Raw genomic sequence first — 14,800 nt, forward strand, 5'->3', positions numbered from 1 at the left:
CAACCACATCCAGGCGGGACAAAAGACATGGTCGAGATTTTCACGGTCGGCGGCGGCGACTATCTGGTCAACGTCTTCCAGGCAGTCGCTGCCTGGACCGGCAACGGCGGCTACAAAAGCCTGCTCCAGGTGGTCATGGTGATGGGCCTTGGCCTGTCCGCCCTGACCCTGGCGTTCAATCAGGACTGGCGCGCTTGGATCAACTGGTTCCTCGGCGCAACGCTCATCTACTCGTGCCTGATGGTGCCGCGGCTCGATGTCCATGTGACCGACCGGCTCAACCCGAGCCTTGCGCCGGCCAATGTCAGCAATGTGCCGCTGGGCCTGGCTCTCATGGCGAGCTTTACCAGCCAGGTCGGCGATTATCTGACGGGCTCGGCCGAGGTGGTGTTCGGCCTGCCTGGCGATCTCAACTATTCAAAGAACGGCATGATCTACGGTGCGCGGCTCTACGATGCGACCCGGTCCTTGCGGATTTCCGATCCCGAGTTCGCCGCCAATCTCGATGAGCATTTCCGGCAATGCGTGTTCTACGACGTGCTGCTTGGCCGCTACTCGATGAAGGAGCTGGCGGAGACTGGCGACATCTGGGCGACGATCGCACCGGGCAGCCAAGCTCGCGCGCAACGGCTCCTGACACGCGATGCGACCACGGGCCAGGTGAGCTCGAACATCGTAACCTGCCGCGAGGCTTACGACACGCTCAATGCGCAGTGGGCGGGACTGGTCGATGCGATGGGTTCGGTATTCGGTCGTCAGCTCTACCCCAATCAGACGGCCGCGCTCGCCAAAGCGAAGCTCTTCGCCGATCTACCGGTGGCCTATCAGTACCTCACCGGCGTCTCGGCCAACGCGACCGAGATTTTCAAGCAGACGCTGACGATCAATGCGATGAGCCAAGCCATGCACTCGATGTCCGGCGGCAGCGGCGCGGGCAATGTCGACGTCTACGCCCAGACCCGCGCGGACATACAGACTGAGCGGACCTATGGTTCGATAGCGAGCAACGCGATGAAGTGGGTCCCGCTCCTGAACGTCGTGCTGACCGTGTTGTTCTACGCCCTCTTCCCGGTGCTTTTTCCGCTGTTCCTGCTTCCCAAGACCGGGCCTGTCGCACTCAAGGGCTATGTGACGGGCTTCTTCTATCTCGCGGCTTGGGGGCCGCTGTTCGTGATCCTCCACATGATGTTGATGTACAAGGGTGCGGCTGACATGAGCGCGGTCACGGGCAGCAACGGCCTCAGCCTTGCAAGCTTCACTGGCATGGCAGACGTGAACAGCGATATCGGTCTGCTGGCAGGCTACCTCATCGCCTCAGTCCCGTTTCTGGCAGGGGGTGTGGCGAAGGGCGCCATGGCAATCTCGCACCACGCGACGAGCTACCTCAACCCTAGCCAGAACGCGGCGGAAGAAGCGGCCCGAGAGGCGAGCACCGGCAATGTCTCGCTCGGCAACACCAGCTTCGAAAACTCGAGCGTCCTCACGCGTCAGTTCGCCCAAGGCACGATTGCCCCAAGCTTCACCTATGGCGCGCCGCAGACGCGAACCTTCAGCGACACCGGCTCGATGACTACGAGCTTCCCGGATGGCAGCTACGACCAGATCCCAACCTCCAGCTATCCCTTCACGCCGACGCTGGGCCAGGAGTTCACGGCGCGCCTTTCGACGATGGCATCGCAGGCCCGCGCCAACAGCGAGACCTATGCCAATGTGGCCACGGAATCGACGACCAGCGCCGTCACGAAGTTCCGCGAGCTCAGGGACCAGTTCAGCCGCGGCGCATCCTTCGAGAGCGCGACCGGCACCTCGAACTCCGACAGCATCCAGACCGCATTAAGCGAGGTCGATCAGGCATCGACCAGTCTGCAGCGGCAATTCGGGCTATCGCGCAGAGCAGCCGATGACATCTCTACGGCCTGGTTCCTCGGCGGCGAAGCCGGGGCAAAGGCCGGAATTTCAAATGGCGTGCTGTCTGGAAGCATCGGAGCGAAGGGCGGCGGGACACGTACATGGACCGACAGCGACATCGGCATCGCATCCGAAGACCGTTCCCGGATCTTTGGGAGCCTGTCCCAGATGTCTGACAGCCGCAATTGGTCGAGCACCCGCGATGGGTTCGTTCGCTCAGTGAGCACCTCGAGCAGCTCGTCGATCTCGACAACCGCAAGCGGCATGAATGCCTCTCTGACGGAAGCGCAGAGCTTCACTATCGAGGCTCGCCGAGCCGAGGAGCTTGCCAATCGTCTTGAGAGCCAAGCGTCGTTCTTTGAGGGCAACAGCGCTGCAGGCAATCTCAATCTGTCACAAACCTATCGAGAATGGGGTCTCGCCGAGATCGAAAGCAACCGTGACTATTATGGCAACGCTCGGTTCGACGACGTCACTTTCCAGCTCAGTGCGGAAGGACAGGCATTGCAGGCAAAGTTCGTTGAAAGTTATGCTGAGCAGCTTCGCGACGGGATCGACGATCGCCTCGTACTCGCCACCGGACTGCCCGTATCCCGACCGGCCATTTCAAGCGCTGGATCCGTGCGCGGTCGAGCACAGACCGGCGGCGGGAATTCCAGTTCCGTACCACGTGTGGGTGCCGGCGATCTCCGTGAAGAGGTGCAAAGGGCTCAGGCGTCCGGTCGCCAGAAGATTGCCGGCTCTAGGGCACGTCTGGACGCCATCACCAAGGGAGCACAAGGTGCCAGCGCCGAGGCAGCGGATGATGTGAAGGAGTGGTGACCTGCAACAGTCACCACAGGCCGAAGGACGCTCCAGCAAGAAACCCGAAAACTGCGCCTATAACGATGACGCCAATTATCGTCAGCTTTCGTCCCCATGGGTCGGCCCATGACTTCTTGATCCGATACTCCATCAGACGATTCTCGCGGAGCGCCTGATCAAGCTCCGAGAGCCCTTCCCAATTCCGGGATGCAGGTCGGTTACCAGTATCGATGTCAAATTTGCTCATGATCGCATTCATCTCGCCGCTCCTTGGAACATAGCAGAAACGAGGCCGGTAACCAGCAAAACATGCTCCGCAGCCGGGAGTGCGCAGCCTCTCCTCCAATTCGGTCCACGCCGTCACGTATCGGTGCCTTAATCCGGCAAGAGCACTGAAGCGTACAGTTCTGGAAGACGGCCGAGGCGTCGATTGGGTCAACCTTCTCCCACTGCTCATCGGTCAATCCGTGTCGATCCAATCCAGCTCTCCCTTCGCCAGTCTTGAATCCGATCTCGCAAAAAAAGGGAATCCCCTAAATGTCCACAGGCCTTAGTGATTTTCGCTTGAAAGTGAGTTTTGCGCTAGATGGCGCGTCCTCCGCCTAAGCACAGCCCTTTGTTGTCGGAACTGATTATGACTGAAGCCAATCCCCTACTCGCCCCGACGGATCTGCCTGAATATGCCGCAATCCGGCCCGAGCATGTTGTACCTGCGGTCACGTCCGCCGTAGCGGCCCATGCCGAAGCCATGCGCCAATGTGCAGCTGTAGCAGGAGATCCATCCCTGCTTGTCGCCAAGGACCTTGCCGATGTGGCGCTTGGCAGGGTGTGGGGGGTGGTGGGGCATTTGCTCGCGGTGGCCAATTCGCCTGAACTGCGCGCAGCGCATGCCGAGGCGCAGCCGATCATCGATGCGCATATGAGCGCGGTTGGGCAGGACAAGGCGCTCTATCAGGCGATGGCGGCGATTGATCCCGGAGCACTCGATAGCGCCAGCCGCCGCGCGGTGCAGCTGGCCTTGCAGGCGTTCGAGCTTTCCGGCGTCGCGCTCGATGGCGAGACCGCTGCGCGGTTTACCGACAATGTGATGACGCGGAGCCGGCTTTCGACCGAGTTTTCAAATGCCGTGCTCGACGCAACGCAAGGCTGGACGCTCGATATTGCCGACGAGGCGCGGCTGGACGGCATTCCCGAGGCCGACCGCCAGAGCATGGCCGAAGCGGCGCGGCAGGCAGGAAACGCGGGCTGGCGGATCAGCCTCCATGCGCCCAGCGTCATGGCGGTGCTGACCCACGCGCACGACCGGGACCTGCGGCGCGAGGTCTATGCCGCCTTCAACACACGCGCTTCGGATCAGGGGCCGCTGGCCGGCCAGTTCGACAACTCGGAGCGGATGCGCGAGTTGCTCGCGCTGCGTGGCCATGCGGCGCTTATGCTCGGGCATGACGACCCCGTCGCCGTCTCGCTTGCCAGCAAGATGGCGCGCGATGGCGAGGAGGTGGAGAGCTTTCTCACCGGTCTTGCCCGGGCAGCGCGCCCGCAGGCGGAGCAGGATATGGCGAGCTTGCGGGCGTTTGCTGCGCAGGAACTGGGCCTGTCGGATCTGGAGCCGTGGGACATCGGCTTTGTCAGCGAACGGATGCGCCTGGCGCTGCATGCGATCGACAGCGCACAAATCCGGCGCCACTTGCCGCTGGATCGCGTGCTGTCTGCGCTTTTCATGCTGGTGGGCGAACTGTTCGGCGTGGAGTTCCGCGAGGGCACCGCGCCCGTCTGGCACGCGGATGTGCGCCATTTCACGCTGCACCGCACTGGGAGCGAACAGCCGGTCGCGGCTCTTTATGCCGATTTCTTCGCGCGCGAAGGCAAGCGCGGCGGTGCGTGGATGGATGTCTGCCGCCCGCATGCAGAGGGCGGGGCGGTGTGGCCGGTCGCCTATCTGATCTGCAACTTCGCGCCCGCTCCGCCGGGCCAGACCGCCACGATCACCCATGCCGATATGGTGACGCTGTTCCACGAGATGGGCCATTGCCTCCATCACCTGCTGAGCCCGGTCGACGTGCCGAGCGTGGCGGGGATTTCCGGCGTGGAATGGGATGCGGTGGAACTGCCCAGCCAGTTCCTCGAAAACTTCGCCTGGGAGCCTGCCACGCTGAAGGCGGCTTCCGCGCACGAGGAAACAGGCGAGCCGCTGTCCGACGCGCTGATCGCCCGGATGCTGGGGGCCAGGACCTTCCTCGCCGCCATGGCCTTGCTGCGCCAGATCGAGTTTGCGCTCTATGACCTGCGGCTGCACCGCGCGGCAGGCGGCGGGAATGCGCCTGATCCGCAAGCCGTGCTCGCAGCGGTGCGCGCCGAAGTGGCGGTGATCGCCTATCCCGATTGGCACCGCTTCGGCCATGCCTTCAGCCACATCTTCGCGGGCGGCTATGCGGCAGGCTATTATTCCTACCTCTGGGCCGAGCGGCTGTCCGCCGATGCTTATGGCGCGTTCGAGGAACCGGACGCGGACCGCGCGATGCTGGGCGCACGCTTCCGCGATGAGGTGCTCGCCAAAGGCGGATCGCGCGCCGCAATCTACAATTTCATCGCCTTCCGCGGACGCGAACCGGAGAACGCGCCGCTGCTGGCAAGCTGGGGCATTGCCGCGTAAGAAATCGGACACGGTGGGCTGAGCATTCAGCTTGGCCCCGCGTCCTAGAGGTATGATGCAGCAACGAACATCCTCTTTGCCCGGCTTCTGGACGGAAGAACTGGATGCCCGCTATCGCGGTGCGCTTTGCGCCTTCTTTCGCCGCCGGATCGGCAATGGAGCCGAAGCCGAGGAACTGGCGCAGGAAGTGATCGTACGGGTCTGCGATATGCCTGAAGGGCAGATGGAACGCCCCGATTCCTACGTGTTCACGATCGCAGCCAATCTGCTGCGCGACAGGGCGCGCCGCGATGCGGTGCGCGCTTCCTATCGCGAGGCGATCCTCGCCGATTCCGATCGCTGGGACGTGGATCGGCGTGATCCGGAACGCATTCTGGCCGGGCGGCAGAACCTCGCCAATGTGGCAGGAGCGCTGCGGTCCTTGCCCGAGCGTACACGGGTCATCTTTGTGCTCTACCGGCTGGAAGGCATGCCGCGCCGCGACATCGCCGATGCCTTCGGCATTTCGGTCAGCGCGGTTGAGAAACACATTGCCAATGCCATGCGGGCCATCATTGCCCTGAAGGAAAACGACCAATGGCACAGCTGAAATTGCAGGAAGGCCGATCGGCTGCCGAAATCGCGGTCGACTTTATGATCCTCCATGTCGAGGGACGCCTGGACGAGGCCAGTGAGACTGAATTGATCCGTTGGTTCGAAGAAGATCCTGCGCACCAGCGGCTGTTCCAGAACGCCCTGGTCTCATGGTGGGATCTGGAAAACCAGGGGCTGCAACCGGAAATCGCTGAACTCCGGGCGGAGGCTTTGCAGGCCTATGGCCGGGCAAGTCAGCAGCGCTGGAAGCGGTTTCGTCAGCCGATCCATTGGCTATGGCTGGCCGGGGTGGCTCTTCTGGGCCTCTTCATCGTTGCGACAGTTGCAGGGTTCCTTCGGTTCGCCGGTTGAAGTCCGCTGCCAGGCGACGGCGTTTCCACCAAATATTGCAAATTTCTTGCTGAGCATCCGCAGCTGCGGTGCGTCATGCCGTGATCAACTGGCGTGGCTCGCTGTGGCCATGACCGATCAGGAAGGGCGGTACGATGGGGAATTTGCGTCTTGTTGAGCTTTTGCGGGGTGCCTCGGCACTGGGATTAATCGTGGGCGTCTGTGCCATGCCGACAGCCGGACATGCAGAAGAAACAACGCAGCCATCGGCCACGCCGACCGCCGAAATCGTCGTGACGGCCAAGCGCGACGAGGCCGAAACAAACCTCAAGGTGGACAAGGCCGCCTCATCGGATCGCACCGGCAAGGGACTGCGCACGCTGCCCCAATCCACCACGGTGGTCACCAGCGCTTTGCTCAAGGAGCAGCAGGTCCAGTCGGTCACCGAGGCATTGCGCAATGTCAGCGGAACCACCGCCAGCTTCGGCAACGTTCAGGGCGTGCCGAGCATATCGGTGCGCGGCTTCGGCGCTACCGGGCTCAGCAATGGCCTGTCCGGTTCCCTTATCGCCGTGCAGCCGGTCGACAACCTTGAACGCATTGAAGTGCTGAAAGGACCGTCAGCCATTCTCTCCGGTGCCGGCAGCCTTGGTGGCACGGTCAATCTGGTCACCAAGCGTCCGAGCGCGGATCCGATCCTCGATGTCACAGGCGAGTATGGCAGCTTCGATACATGGGCGATCGGGGTTGACGCTTCCAACGCGCTGACCGCCGACAAACATGTCAGCGCACGAATTGTTGGCCGCTGGCTGGATGCAGATCGCAACTTCGGGGGCTATGCCGGGCGGAACGAACATTTCTTCGCGCCGTCGCTGCGCTTCAAGGACGCCAAGACCGACGTCATTCTGGGTGCGAGCCTTTCGGAAAACTTCAACCCGTTGGCACCCTACTCATATGTGGTCGATACGCAGATCGTCGATCCTGCTGCACCCGGTTTCGGCCAAATCGCGGCCAATCCCGAAAACCCGCTCGGCCCGCGTGGCCAAGGCATCGCGGCCAGTTCGCAGCGCTACTACTTCAATGCCGAACACAAGGCGGCCCCTTGGCTGACGCTGGTGGCACGCGGCGAACATGGCAACGGCAATGTTAACATCCGGCTCCTGCAGCCCCTGTTTACCGATCCCTCGGGCGTCTACTACACGCCGCTTTCGCAGGGCACCCAGTCTCGCAATGACGCGCTTGATGCCTATGCCCGGTTCAACTTCAAGACCGGTCCGGTGTCTCACGCGCTCACAATCGGCTACAACTACTCGCGCGACCGTTCACTGTCGCTGACCGGTGCCAATGCGTTTTACGGACCGTTCACAGACCGCAAGGCGGGTCTCGCGGGCATTCCTCTTCCCGAAGTTGCTGGAACGCCGAGCAATATTGCAACGATCGTCCAGAACGGCTTCTATGCGCAGGATCTGGCCGAATTCGACCGCTTCCACGTCTATGCCGGGTATCGGCGCAACCGCTACCATCTGAACTCGGCATCGCTGCAATTTGCCTTCACCAACGATGATCGCCAGACCGCCAACACCTTCAGCTTCGGTGCGGTGGTCGATGTGGTCGGTGGTCTGTCGGTCTATGGCAACTTCCTCAGCGGTTATTCGCCCAATTTCGCCCAGTTTGACGGCTTCATTCCCAAGCCGCAGCGCACCCGCAATATCGAAGGCGGGATCAAGCTGGACCTGTTCGACCGCAAGCTGGCGATTGTTGCCTCCTACTATCGCAACAAGCAGAACAACATCGTCAATGGCACCCTGGCACCGCCATTCTATCAGGTGCTTGACGGGTTGATCGCCGAAGGCTTCGAGGCCGATATCAATGGACAGATCCTGCCAGGCTGGACCGTTGCAGCAACCTTCAGCCAGGCCAGCTACAAGTACACCAATCCCGATCCGCTTGAGCGCACCGATTTTGTCGTGGCGCAGCCCAAGACACGCTACAGCGTGTTCACGGCCTATGAAGTGCAGAAGGGTCCGCTCAAGAGCCTGGGCGCCTCGATCGGTGTCTATGGCTTCTCGCGCAGCGTAGCCGGAACGGTCGGCAGTGCATTCCCGACGTTCGATCCCGATACGTTTGAAATCACCGGCATCTTCAATAACCGGGCACCTGTCTTCCTCGGCGCGCAAACGTCGGTGGATGCCAACATCCACTACAAGCTGGGGGACCTGAAGCTGAATCTGGGCGTGAAGAACCTGTTTGATCGGCAGCTTTACAGCCTTTCGCCAACCGTGAACTACATCCCCCTTGGCGCGCCGCGCACGTTTACGCTGACGGCGACCTACAGCTTCTTCTGACCCTTCTAGAGGAACGATTTCTTGAGACCCGAAGCATCCGCATCACAAGCCGGGCCATTGCCGGGCGCCGACTCTGGCAGGTGGAGCCACGCGCTCCGCCTGCTGGGGGGCTTCTGGACCGGCCGCGACTGGCCGGTGGCCTGGGCGATGCTGATCGTGCTGCTGGCCTTGCAGTTCGGCACGGCAACACTGGGTCTGTGGATGGCCGAATGGGAGAAGGCTTTCTTCGATATGCTTCAGACCCGGCAGGGCGATCTGGCCGGGAACCTGTTTCGCTTTGCCGGGATCGTCTCCGCCTTTGCCGTGGCCGGCTTTGCCACGAGCTATTTGTCCTCCACGCTGGCACTGCGCTGGCGGGCATGGTTGAATGAAGACTATAGTCGGCGCTGGATGGCCTGGCGGCGTTATTATCGCATCGAGCGAGGCGGCAGCCTCGACAACCCCGACCAGCGCATTGCCGAGGATCTCGATCTGCTGCCGCGCGGGATTCTGGGGCTCGTCACGGGTTTCACGTTCGCGGTGGTCAGCCTCGTGCAGTTCTCGGCGCTGCTGATGACGCTTTCCGCCCCGGTCCGGCTGAGCCTGTTCGGCCAGACCTTCGTGCTGCCCGGAGACATGGTGATCTGGGGCTTCCTCTATGCCGTGGGCACTTCAGTGCTGGTGGTCTTTGTTGGCCGCCCGATCGTGACACGCACCATGCGCCAGCAACACTATGAAGCGGACTACCGCTTTGAACTGATCCATGTGCGCCGAAACGCCGAGCAGATCGCTTTTACGCGCGCCGAACCGGTCGAGCTGAGCAATCTGGCGGCGCGGTTCGCCACTTTACGCCGCAACATGCACGGGCTGATCCTCGCAACCACTAATCTGGGCGTGGTGCAGGGCCTGATCAGCCAGCTCACCCCGATGACTCCGATCCTGCTCATGCTGCCGCGCTATTTCGCCGGGCGAATGACCATCGGCGATGTGATGCAGGGCCGCAACGCCTTCAACCAGATGAGCGGCGCGCTGAGCTGGTTCATGCAATCCTATGGCAGCATCGCCACCCAGATCGCGATCATCCGCCGTCTGCGCGCATTCGATGCCGCGCTGGCCCTGCCGCCTTCAGATGATACCGCGGATCTGGAGATCAGCGAATGCACTGAGCCGGCTCTCCTTGCCCGCGATCTGGCCGTCCGGCTGCCGTCAGGCCAACCGCTGGTCGCCGTGCCGGAATGGCGGGTCGAGACCGGCGAGCGCTGGGTCGTGCGCGGACCGTCCGGCGCGGGCAAGAGCACGCTGCTGCGCGTGATCGCCGGGCTCTGGCCTGATGCTACCGGCCAGATCGCGCATCTGCCGCAGGCGGGCATGATGTTTCTGCCGCAGCGGGCCTATTTTCCCATCGGTTCGCTGCGCGCGGCAATGGCTTTTCCGGCTACCGCGGATGACTTTGCCAGCTCGGACCTCAAGGCAGCGCTCGGCCGCTTCAATCTTGGACATCTGGAAGGCCGGTTGGACGAGGTTGCGCCCTGGACCGACGTGCTTTCGCCCGGCGAACAGCAGCGTCTCGCCTTCGTGCGCGTCCTCCTGCGCCGCCCGGCCTTGCTAGTTATGGACGAGGCAACCAGCGCGCTGGACGCAGGCAATGCCGCGCTTGCCTATGATACTGTGCTGGAAACGCTGCCGAATATCACCATGATCAGCGTCGTCCATGACGATAAGCTGGAAGCATATCACACTCACCTGCTGCACCTCGCGGACGGCATTGCCCGACCCGCCACGCTGCGCTCCTGAAACTGCCACCGCACCCGACGACGGGAAGGACACCCATGAGCAATCTCATCACCAATGCCACCGATGCCGATTTCGATGCCGTGCTGGCGGCAGACAATCGCCCTGTCCTGCTCGACTTCTGGGCCGACTGGTGCGGCCCTTGCAAGGCGCTGGCGCCAACACTTGCAGATCTCGCCGAAGACTTCGTCGACGAACTGCGCGTGGTCAAAATCGATATTGTGGCCAACCCCGAAACGGCGGCGCGCTTTGGCGTACAGTCGATCCCGTTGCTCATGGTCATGCAGGGCGGCGAGGAGAAAGGGCGCTTGCTTGGAGCCCAATCGCGCGCGCGGCTGACCGCCTTCGTCGAAGGTCATCTGGCATGAGCGAAGCCTATCTGGCGACGGCGGAGCGCAAGGCCGCCGTGCTGGCCCGCCTCGACGAGGCGCTGGCGGCAGACCGCGTTCTGATTGATACCGGCGTCTGGGATGCCCCCAACGGAAGCCCCGCTGCCGTCGTTGCTCAGGACGCGGATCTGCGCAGTTTCGAAGCCTTTACGGGCATTCCGGCGGCCGTGGGTGGCCTGGTCGATCTGCTGGCGCTGTACCTTTCCAACACGCCTGAACAGCGCAACGCGTTTCTGATCCGCTTCTTTACCGCAACGCGGCCCGGTGCTCGGCTGGATCTGGCCGCAGCGCAGTTTCTCGTGGCCATGCACGACGATCCGGCCATGGCGCGCGCCGCCAAGGCCGATCCCGATGTGGTGATCTTGCTCGACCGTTCGCGCGGGACGCAGGCTGATGTTGCCGAAGAGCGCGAGGTGCCACGCGCTGTGTGGAGCGCGTTGCGCACCGACGCGATGGACCTCGCCGAGACAAGGAGCGGCAAGGTGAGCGGTGTGCTCGATTTCATCGAACGTACGGCATGGCCACTCGCGCGCTCACGCAGCGCGCTCTCTGACGGGATGGCAACATTGCTGCTACTGGCCAGCAGCTTTGCCGTCGAGGACTCCGGCTGGAGTACAGCAGACCAGCAGAAGATTGACGAGGCATTTCAAGCAATACAGGCCGAAGCCCTGGCGCGCGGCGAGGAGAACCCGAACTATCCCGCCCTTCTCAGCGCGCGCGAGCCGGTGCTTGAGGCCCGATTCCGTGCGCAGATCGAGTTGCAGGGCCGCAGCGTTGGGGAACTGGCAAAGACCTGGGCCGACCGCCTCGCCAATCTGGCCGAAACGTTCTGATGACCACTGCAGCCAGCAACCTGATCCCGCGCGCCAGCCTGTTTGGTTATCCGGCGCGCTTCGGCCTGCAGATCAGCCCTTGCGGCGGATGGTTCGGTTGGATCGCTCCGATCGATGGCGTCGCCAATATCTGGGTTGCACCCTTCAAGGCGATCGATAGGCCCCACCCCGTGACCCGCGACAACCGGCGGGGCATAACCGGGTTTTCCTTCGCCCGCGATGGCCGCACTGTGCTCTACCTGCAGGACAGCCATGGCGACGAGAACTGGCATGTCTTCGCCGCCGATATCACGACCGGCGAAACTCGCGACCTAACGCCCTGGCCAGGCGCGCAATGCGGCATTGCTGGTCTCAGCCGCAAGCGTCCTGGTGAAGTTCTGGTAAGCGCCAATGCGCGCGATCCGCGGTATTCCGATCTGCATGTGGTCGATCTTGCCACCGGTGCGGCCACGCTGGTCATCGAAAACCCTGGCTTTGCCCATTTTCTGACCGATGAGCAGTTCGTGCCCCGATTTGCTCTCGCCATGCAGCCCGACGGCGGCTCGGCGGTACTGGCAGGCAGCGGCGAGGCGTGGGAGCCGCTGATGGTCTTCCCGGAAGAGGATGCGCGAACCTCCGGGCCTTCAGGTCTCGATGCGGCGGGCGAGACGCTGTTCTACTACGACAGCCGGGGCCGCGACACGGCGGCGCTGTTTGCCTTTGACCTTGCGTCGGGAACATCGCGCCTGATCGCCAGCGATGATCGCGCCGATATCAGCGGGACGATTGCCGATCTCGAGACCTGGCATCCGCTGGCCTATACTGTGACGTATGCCCTGACCGAGCGGCACGTGCTGGACGAGGCGATCCGTCCGACCATCGACCTGCTGGACCACGCGGAGCTTGGCAACTGGACGATCACCAGCCGCACCGACGATGACCGCTACTGGACGATCGGCGCGAGCAGCGATCTCCTCGCCGGATCGAGCTGGCTGCTCGACCGGCAGGAGATGACGGTGCGCCAGCTTTATGAAGTGCGCCCCGAACTGACCGGCAAGGCGCTGGCCCCGATGGCGCCAGTGGTGATTCCGAGCCGCGACGGGCTGAATCTGGTCAGCTATCTCACCCTGCCCGCAGGCACTGGATCGCTGGAGCAAGGCGTGATCGCTCCACTTCCCGCGGTCCTTCTGGTCCATGGCGGCCCTTGGGCCCGCGACGGCTTCGGCTACAACCCCGAAGCGCAGTGGCTCGCCAATCGCGGCTATGCCGTGCTTCAGGTCAATTTCCGCAGCTCCACGGGTCTTGGCAAGGCGTTCATGCGCGCCGGCGCCAATGAATGGGGCGCCCGGATGGATGATGACCTTGAAGATGCACTGGAGTGGGCAATCGCGCGCGGGTTCATCGATCCGGCGCGCATGGCGATCATGGGGGCAAGCTATGGCGGCTATGCCGTGCTTTCCGCGCTCACCCAGCGGCCCGAGCGGTTCGTCTGCGGCATCGACATTGTCGGTCCCGCCAACCTGCAGACGCTGATCGATGAAATCCCGCCCTACTGGGAGGACGCTCGGCTGCATCTTTATGCCAGTATCGGCGATCCCCGCACGGAGGAAGGCCGCGCCCAGCTGACCGCGCGTTCGCCCATCCACCATGCGGCAAGGATCCGCCGCCCGCTGCTGATCGCGCAAGGAGCCAACGATCCGCGCGTGCTCAAGCAGGAAGCCGATCAGATGGCGGCCGCGATGCAGGCCAATGGCATTCCGGTGAACTATCTGCTGTTCCCCGACGAAGGCCACGGCTTTGCCCGCCCGGCCAACGACATCGCTTTCAAGACCGTGGCCGAGGCCTTCCTCGCGCATCATCTGGGCGGCACATGCCAGCCGCCCGTGCGCGAAGAAGTGGCAGGTACGACGATGCAACTGGTCGAGGGCGAAGACTGGCTGACGGAGCTCCACCGCGCAATTACCGGGTTGGCATGACGAAGATGGAAGGCCGGGACTGGGCCAATTGGGCCATTGGACGGATCGAGGCGGATTTTACCCGCAGCGCTGACACACATCTCATCCCGGTGCCGGTCCCTGCGCTGCCGGACATCGCGATATATCTCAAGGACGAGAGCAGCCACCCCACTGGTAGCCTCAAGCATCGCCTGGCCAGGTCGCTTTTCCTCTACGCTTTGTGCAACGGCTGGATCAGCGAGGGACAGACCATCGTCGAGGCTTCGTCCGGGTCGACCGCCGTCTCCGAAGCCTATTTTGCACGAATGCTTGGTCTGCCGTTCATCGCGGTTATTCCAGCGGGCACCGCCACCGAAAAGATCACGGCCATCGAATGGCGAGGCGGGCGCTGCCACAAGGTGGCCGATGGTGGACTGGTCTATGGGGAGGCCGCCCGGCTCGCGGCGGAACTCGGCGGGCATTACATGGACCAGTTCACCTATGCCGAGCGCGCCACCGACTGGCGCGGCAACAACAACATCGCAGAGAGCATTTTCGCCCAGATGGCGCGCGAGCCCTCACCCGTGCCATCGTGGATCGTGGCAGGCGCGGGCACGGGCGGAACGTCTGCGACGCTGGGCCGCTATGTCCGTTACAATCGCCATGCCACACGTATCTGCGTTGCCGATCCGGCAGGATCGGTGTTTCACCGTCACTGGGCCGACCGGACGATCGAAAAGGCATGTGGCCTGCCATGCCGGATAGAGGGGATCGGCCGCCCGCGGGTGGAACCCAGCTTCATTCCTGACGTGATCGACCGGATGGAAGTGGTGGCCGACAGCGTCTCGATTGCGGCTGCACGGACGCTCTCGGCGCATCTGGGCAAACGCGTGGGCGCATCGACCGGAACCAACATGGTCGCCGTGGCCAGACTTGCCACGGAAATGGCCGCGCAAGGGCAAGCGGGCTCGATCGTATCCATCTTGTGCGATGGCGGTGAGCGCTACGCCTCAACCTACTACAACGAGGATTGGCTCGAAGCGCAAGGCTTGGCCGACCCGCAGGCCGAGGCGCAGATCGGGCACTTTTTCGCGTCCGGCCGCTTGGTCTAGGCCTGCAAACCAGCCACGATGCGGTGTAGTGTGATGCCAGCAAAGCCGCGGGCAAACATTACTTTGACGGATTTCTTTGAATAATGCGTCGCCACCTTCTACGGCATTGAAGGCAAGTCGGCGGCGGAGGCTGGCTGAGCTGGGTCAGG

At 62.9% G+C, this 14,800-nt stretch carries 11 protein-coding genes; 10 read left to right on the forward strand and 1 reads right to left on the reverse strand.

From position 1 onward, the window contains the following. Positions 1 to 27 precede the first annotated feature (27 nt). Positions 28 to 2,730, forward strand: a complete 2,703-nt coding sequence (locus AACH40_RS11790) for a conjugal transfer protein TraG N-terminal domain-containing protein (RefSeq protein ID WP_338642589.1) — start codon at positions 28 to 30, stop codon at positions 2,728 to 2,730. 10 nt (positions 2,731 to 2,740) lie between these two features. Here the strand turns inward: AACH40_RS11790 and AACH40_RS11795 are convergent, their stop codons facing one another. Beyond that, on the reverse strand, positions 2,741 to 2,971 hold the full coding sequence (locus tag AACH40_RS11795) for a hypothetical protein (RefSeq protein WP_338642590.1): 231 nt from the start codon (positions 2,969 to 2,971) through the stop codon (positions 2,741 to 2,743). Between the two features lie 375 nt (positions 2,972 to 3,346). Here AACH40_RS11795 and AACH40_RS11800 point away from each other — a divergent pair, with 375 nt between their 5' ends. From AACH40_RS11800 to AACH40_RS11840, 9 genes are all read left to right on the forward strand, one after another. After that, a complete protein-coding gene (locus tag AACH40_RS11800; RefSeq protein ID WP_338642591.1) occupies positions 3,347 to 5,365 on the forward strand; it encodes a M3 family metallopeptidase in 2,019 nt (672 codons plus the stop codon). Positions 5,366 to 5,396: 31 nt separating this feature from the next. Beyond that, positions 5,397 to 5,954 (forward strand): RNA polymerase sigma factor, encoded by a 558-nt coding sequence (locus AACH40_RS11805; RefSeq protein ID WP_338642592.1) that lies wholly within the window; start codon positions 5,397 to 5,399, stop codon positions 5,952 to 5,954. Then, on the forward strand, positions 5,942 to 6,310 hold the full coding sequence (locus AACH40_RS11810) for a hypothetical protein (RefSeq protein ID WP_338642593.1): 369 nt from the start codon (positions 5,942 to 5,944) through the stop codon (positions 6,308 to 6,310). The genes AACH40_RS11805 and AACH40_RS11810 overlap by 13 nt, the downstream gene beginning before the upstream one ends. A 206-nt stretch (positions 6,311 to 6,516) precedes the next feature. After that, on the forward strand, positions 6,517 to 8,634 hold the full coding sequence (locus tag AACH40_RS11815; RefSeq protein ID WP_338642594.1) for a TonB-dependent receptor: 2,118 nt from the start codon (positions 6,517 to 6,519) through the stop codon (positions 8,632 to 8,634). Positions 8,635 to 8,781: 147 nt separating this feature from the next. Beyond that, positions 8,782 to 10,407, forward strand: a complete 1,626-nt coding sequence (locus tag AACH40_RS11820; protein WP_338642595.1) for an ABC transporter ATP-binding protein/permease — start codon at positions 8,782 to 8,784, stop codon at positions 10,405 to 10,407. A gap of 35 nt (positions 10,408 to 10,442) precedes the next feature. Next, a complete protein-coding gene (gene trxA, locus AACH40_RS11825; protein ID WP_338642596.1) occupies positions 10,443 to 10,772 on the forward strand; it encodes a thioredoxin in 330 nt (109 codons plus the stop codon). Then, positions 10,769 to 11,626, forward strand: coding sequence for a hypothetical protein (locus tag AACH40_RS11830; protein ID WP_338642597.1), 858 nt, complete (start codon positions 10,769 to 10,771; stop codon positions 11,624 to 11,626). Before trxA ends, AACH40_RS11830 begins: the two co-directional genes overlap by 4 nt. Beyond that, on the forward strand, positions 11,626 to 13,581 hold the full coding sequence (locus tag AACH40_RS11835; RefSeq protein ID WP_338642598.1) for a S9 family peptidase: 1,956 nt from the start codon (positions 11,626 to 11,628) through the stop codon (positions 13,579 to 13,581). The genes AACH40_RS11830 and AACH40_RS11835 overlap by 1 nt, the downstream gene beginning before the upstream one ends. After that, positions 13,578 to 14,651, forward strand: a complete 1,074-nt coding sequence (locus AACH40_RS11840; RefSeq protein WP_338642599.1) for a PLP-dependent cysteine synthase family protein — start codon at positions 13,578 to 13,580, stop codon at positions 14,649 to 14,651. Before AACH40_RS11835 ends, AACH40_RS11840 begins: the two co-directional genes overlap by 4 nt. Positions 14,652 to 14,800 lie beyond the last annotated feature (149 nt).

The sequence above is a fragment of the Novosphingobium olei genome, from assembly GCF_037076535.1.
GTDB classification, from domain to species: Bacteria; Pseudomonadota; Alphaproteobacteria; order Sphingomonadales; family Sphingomonadaceae; genus Novosphingobium; species Novosphingobium olei.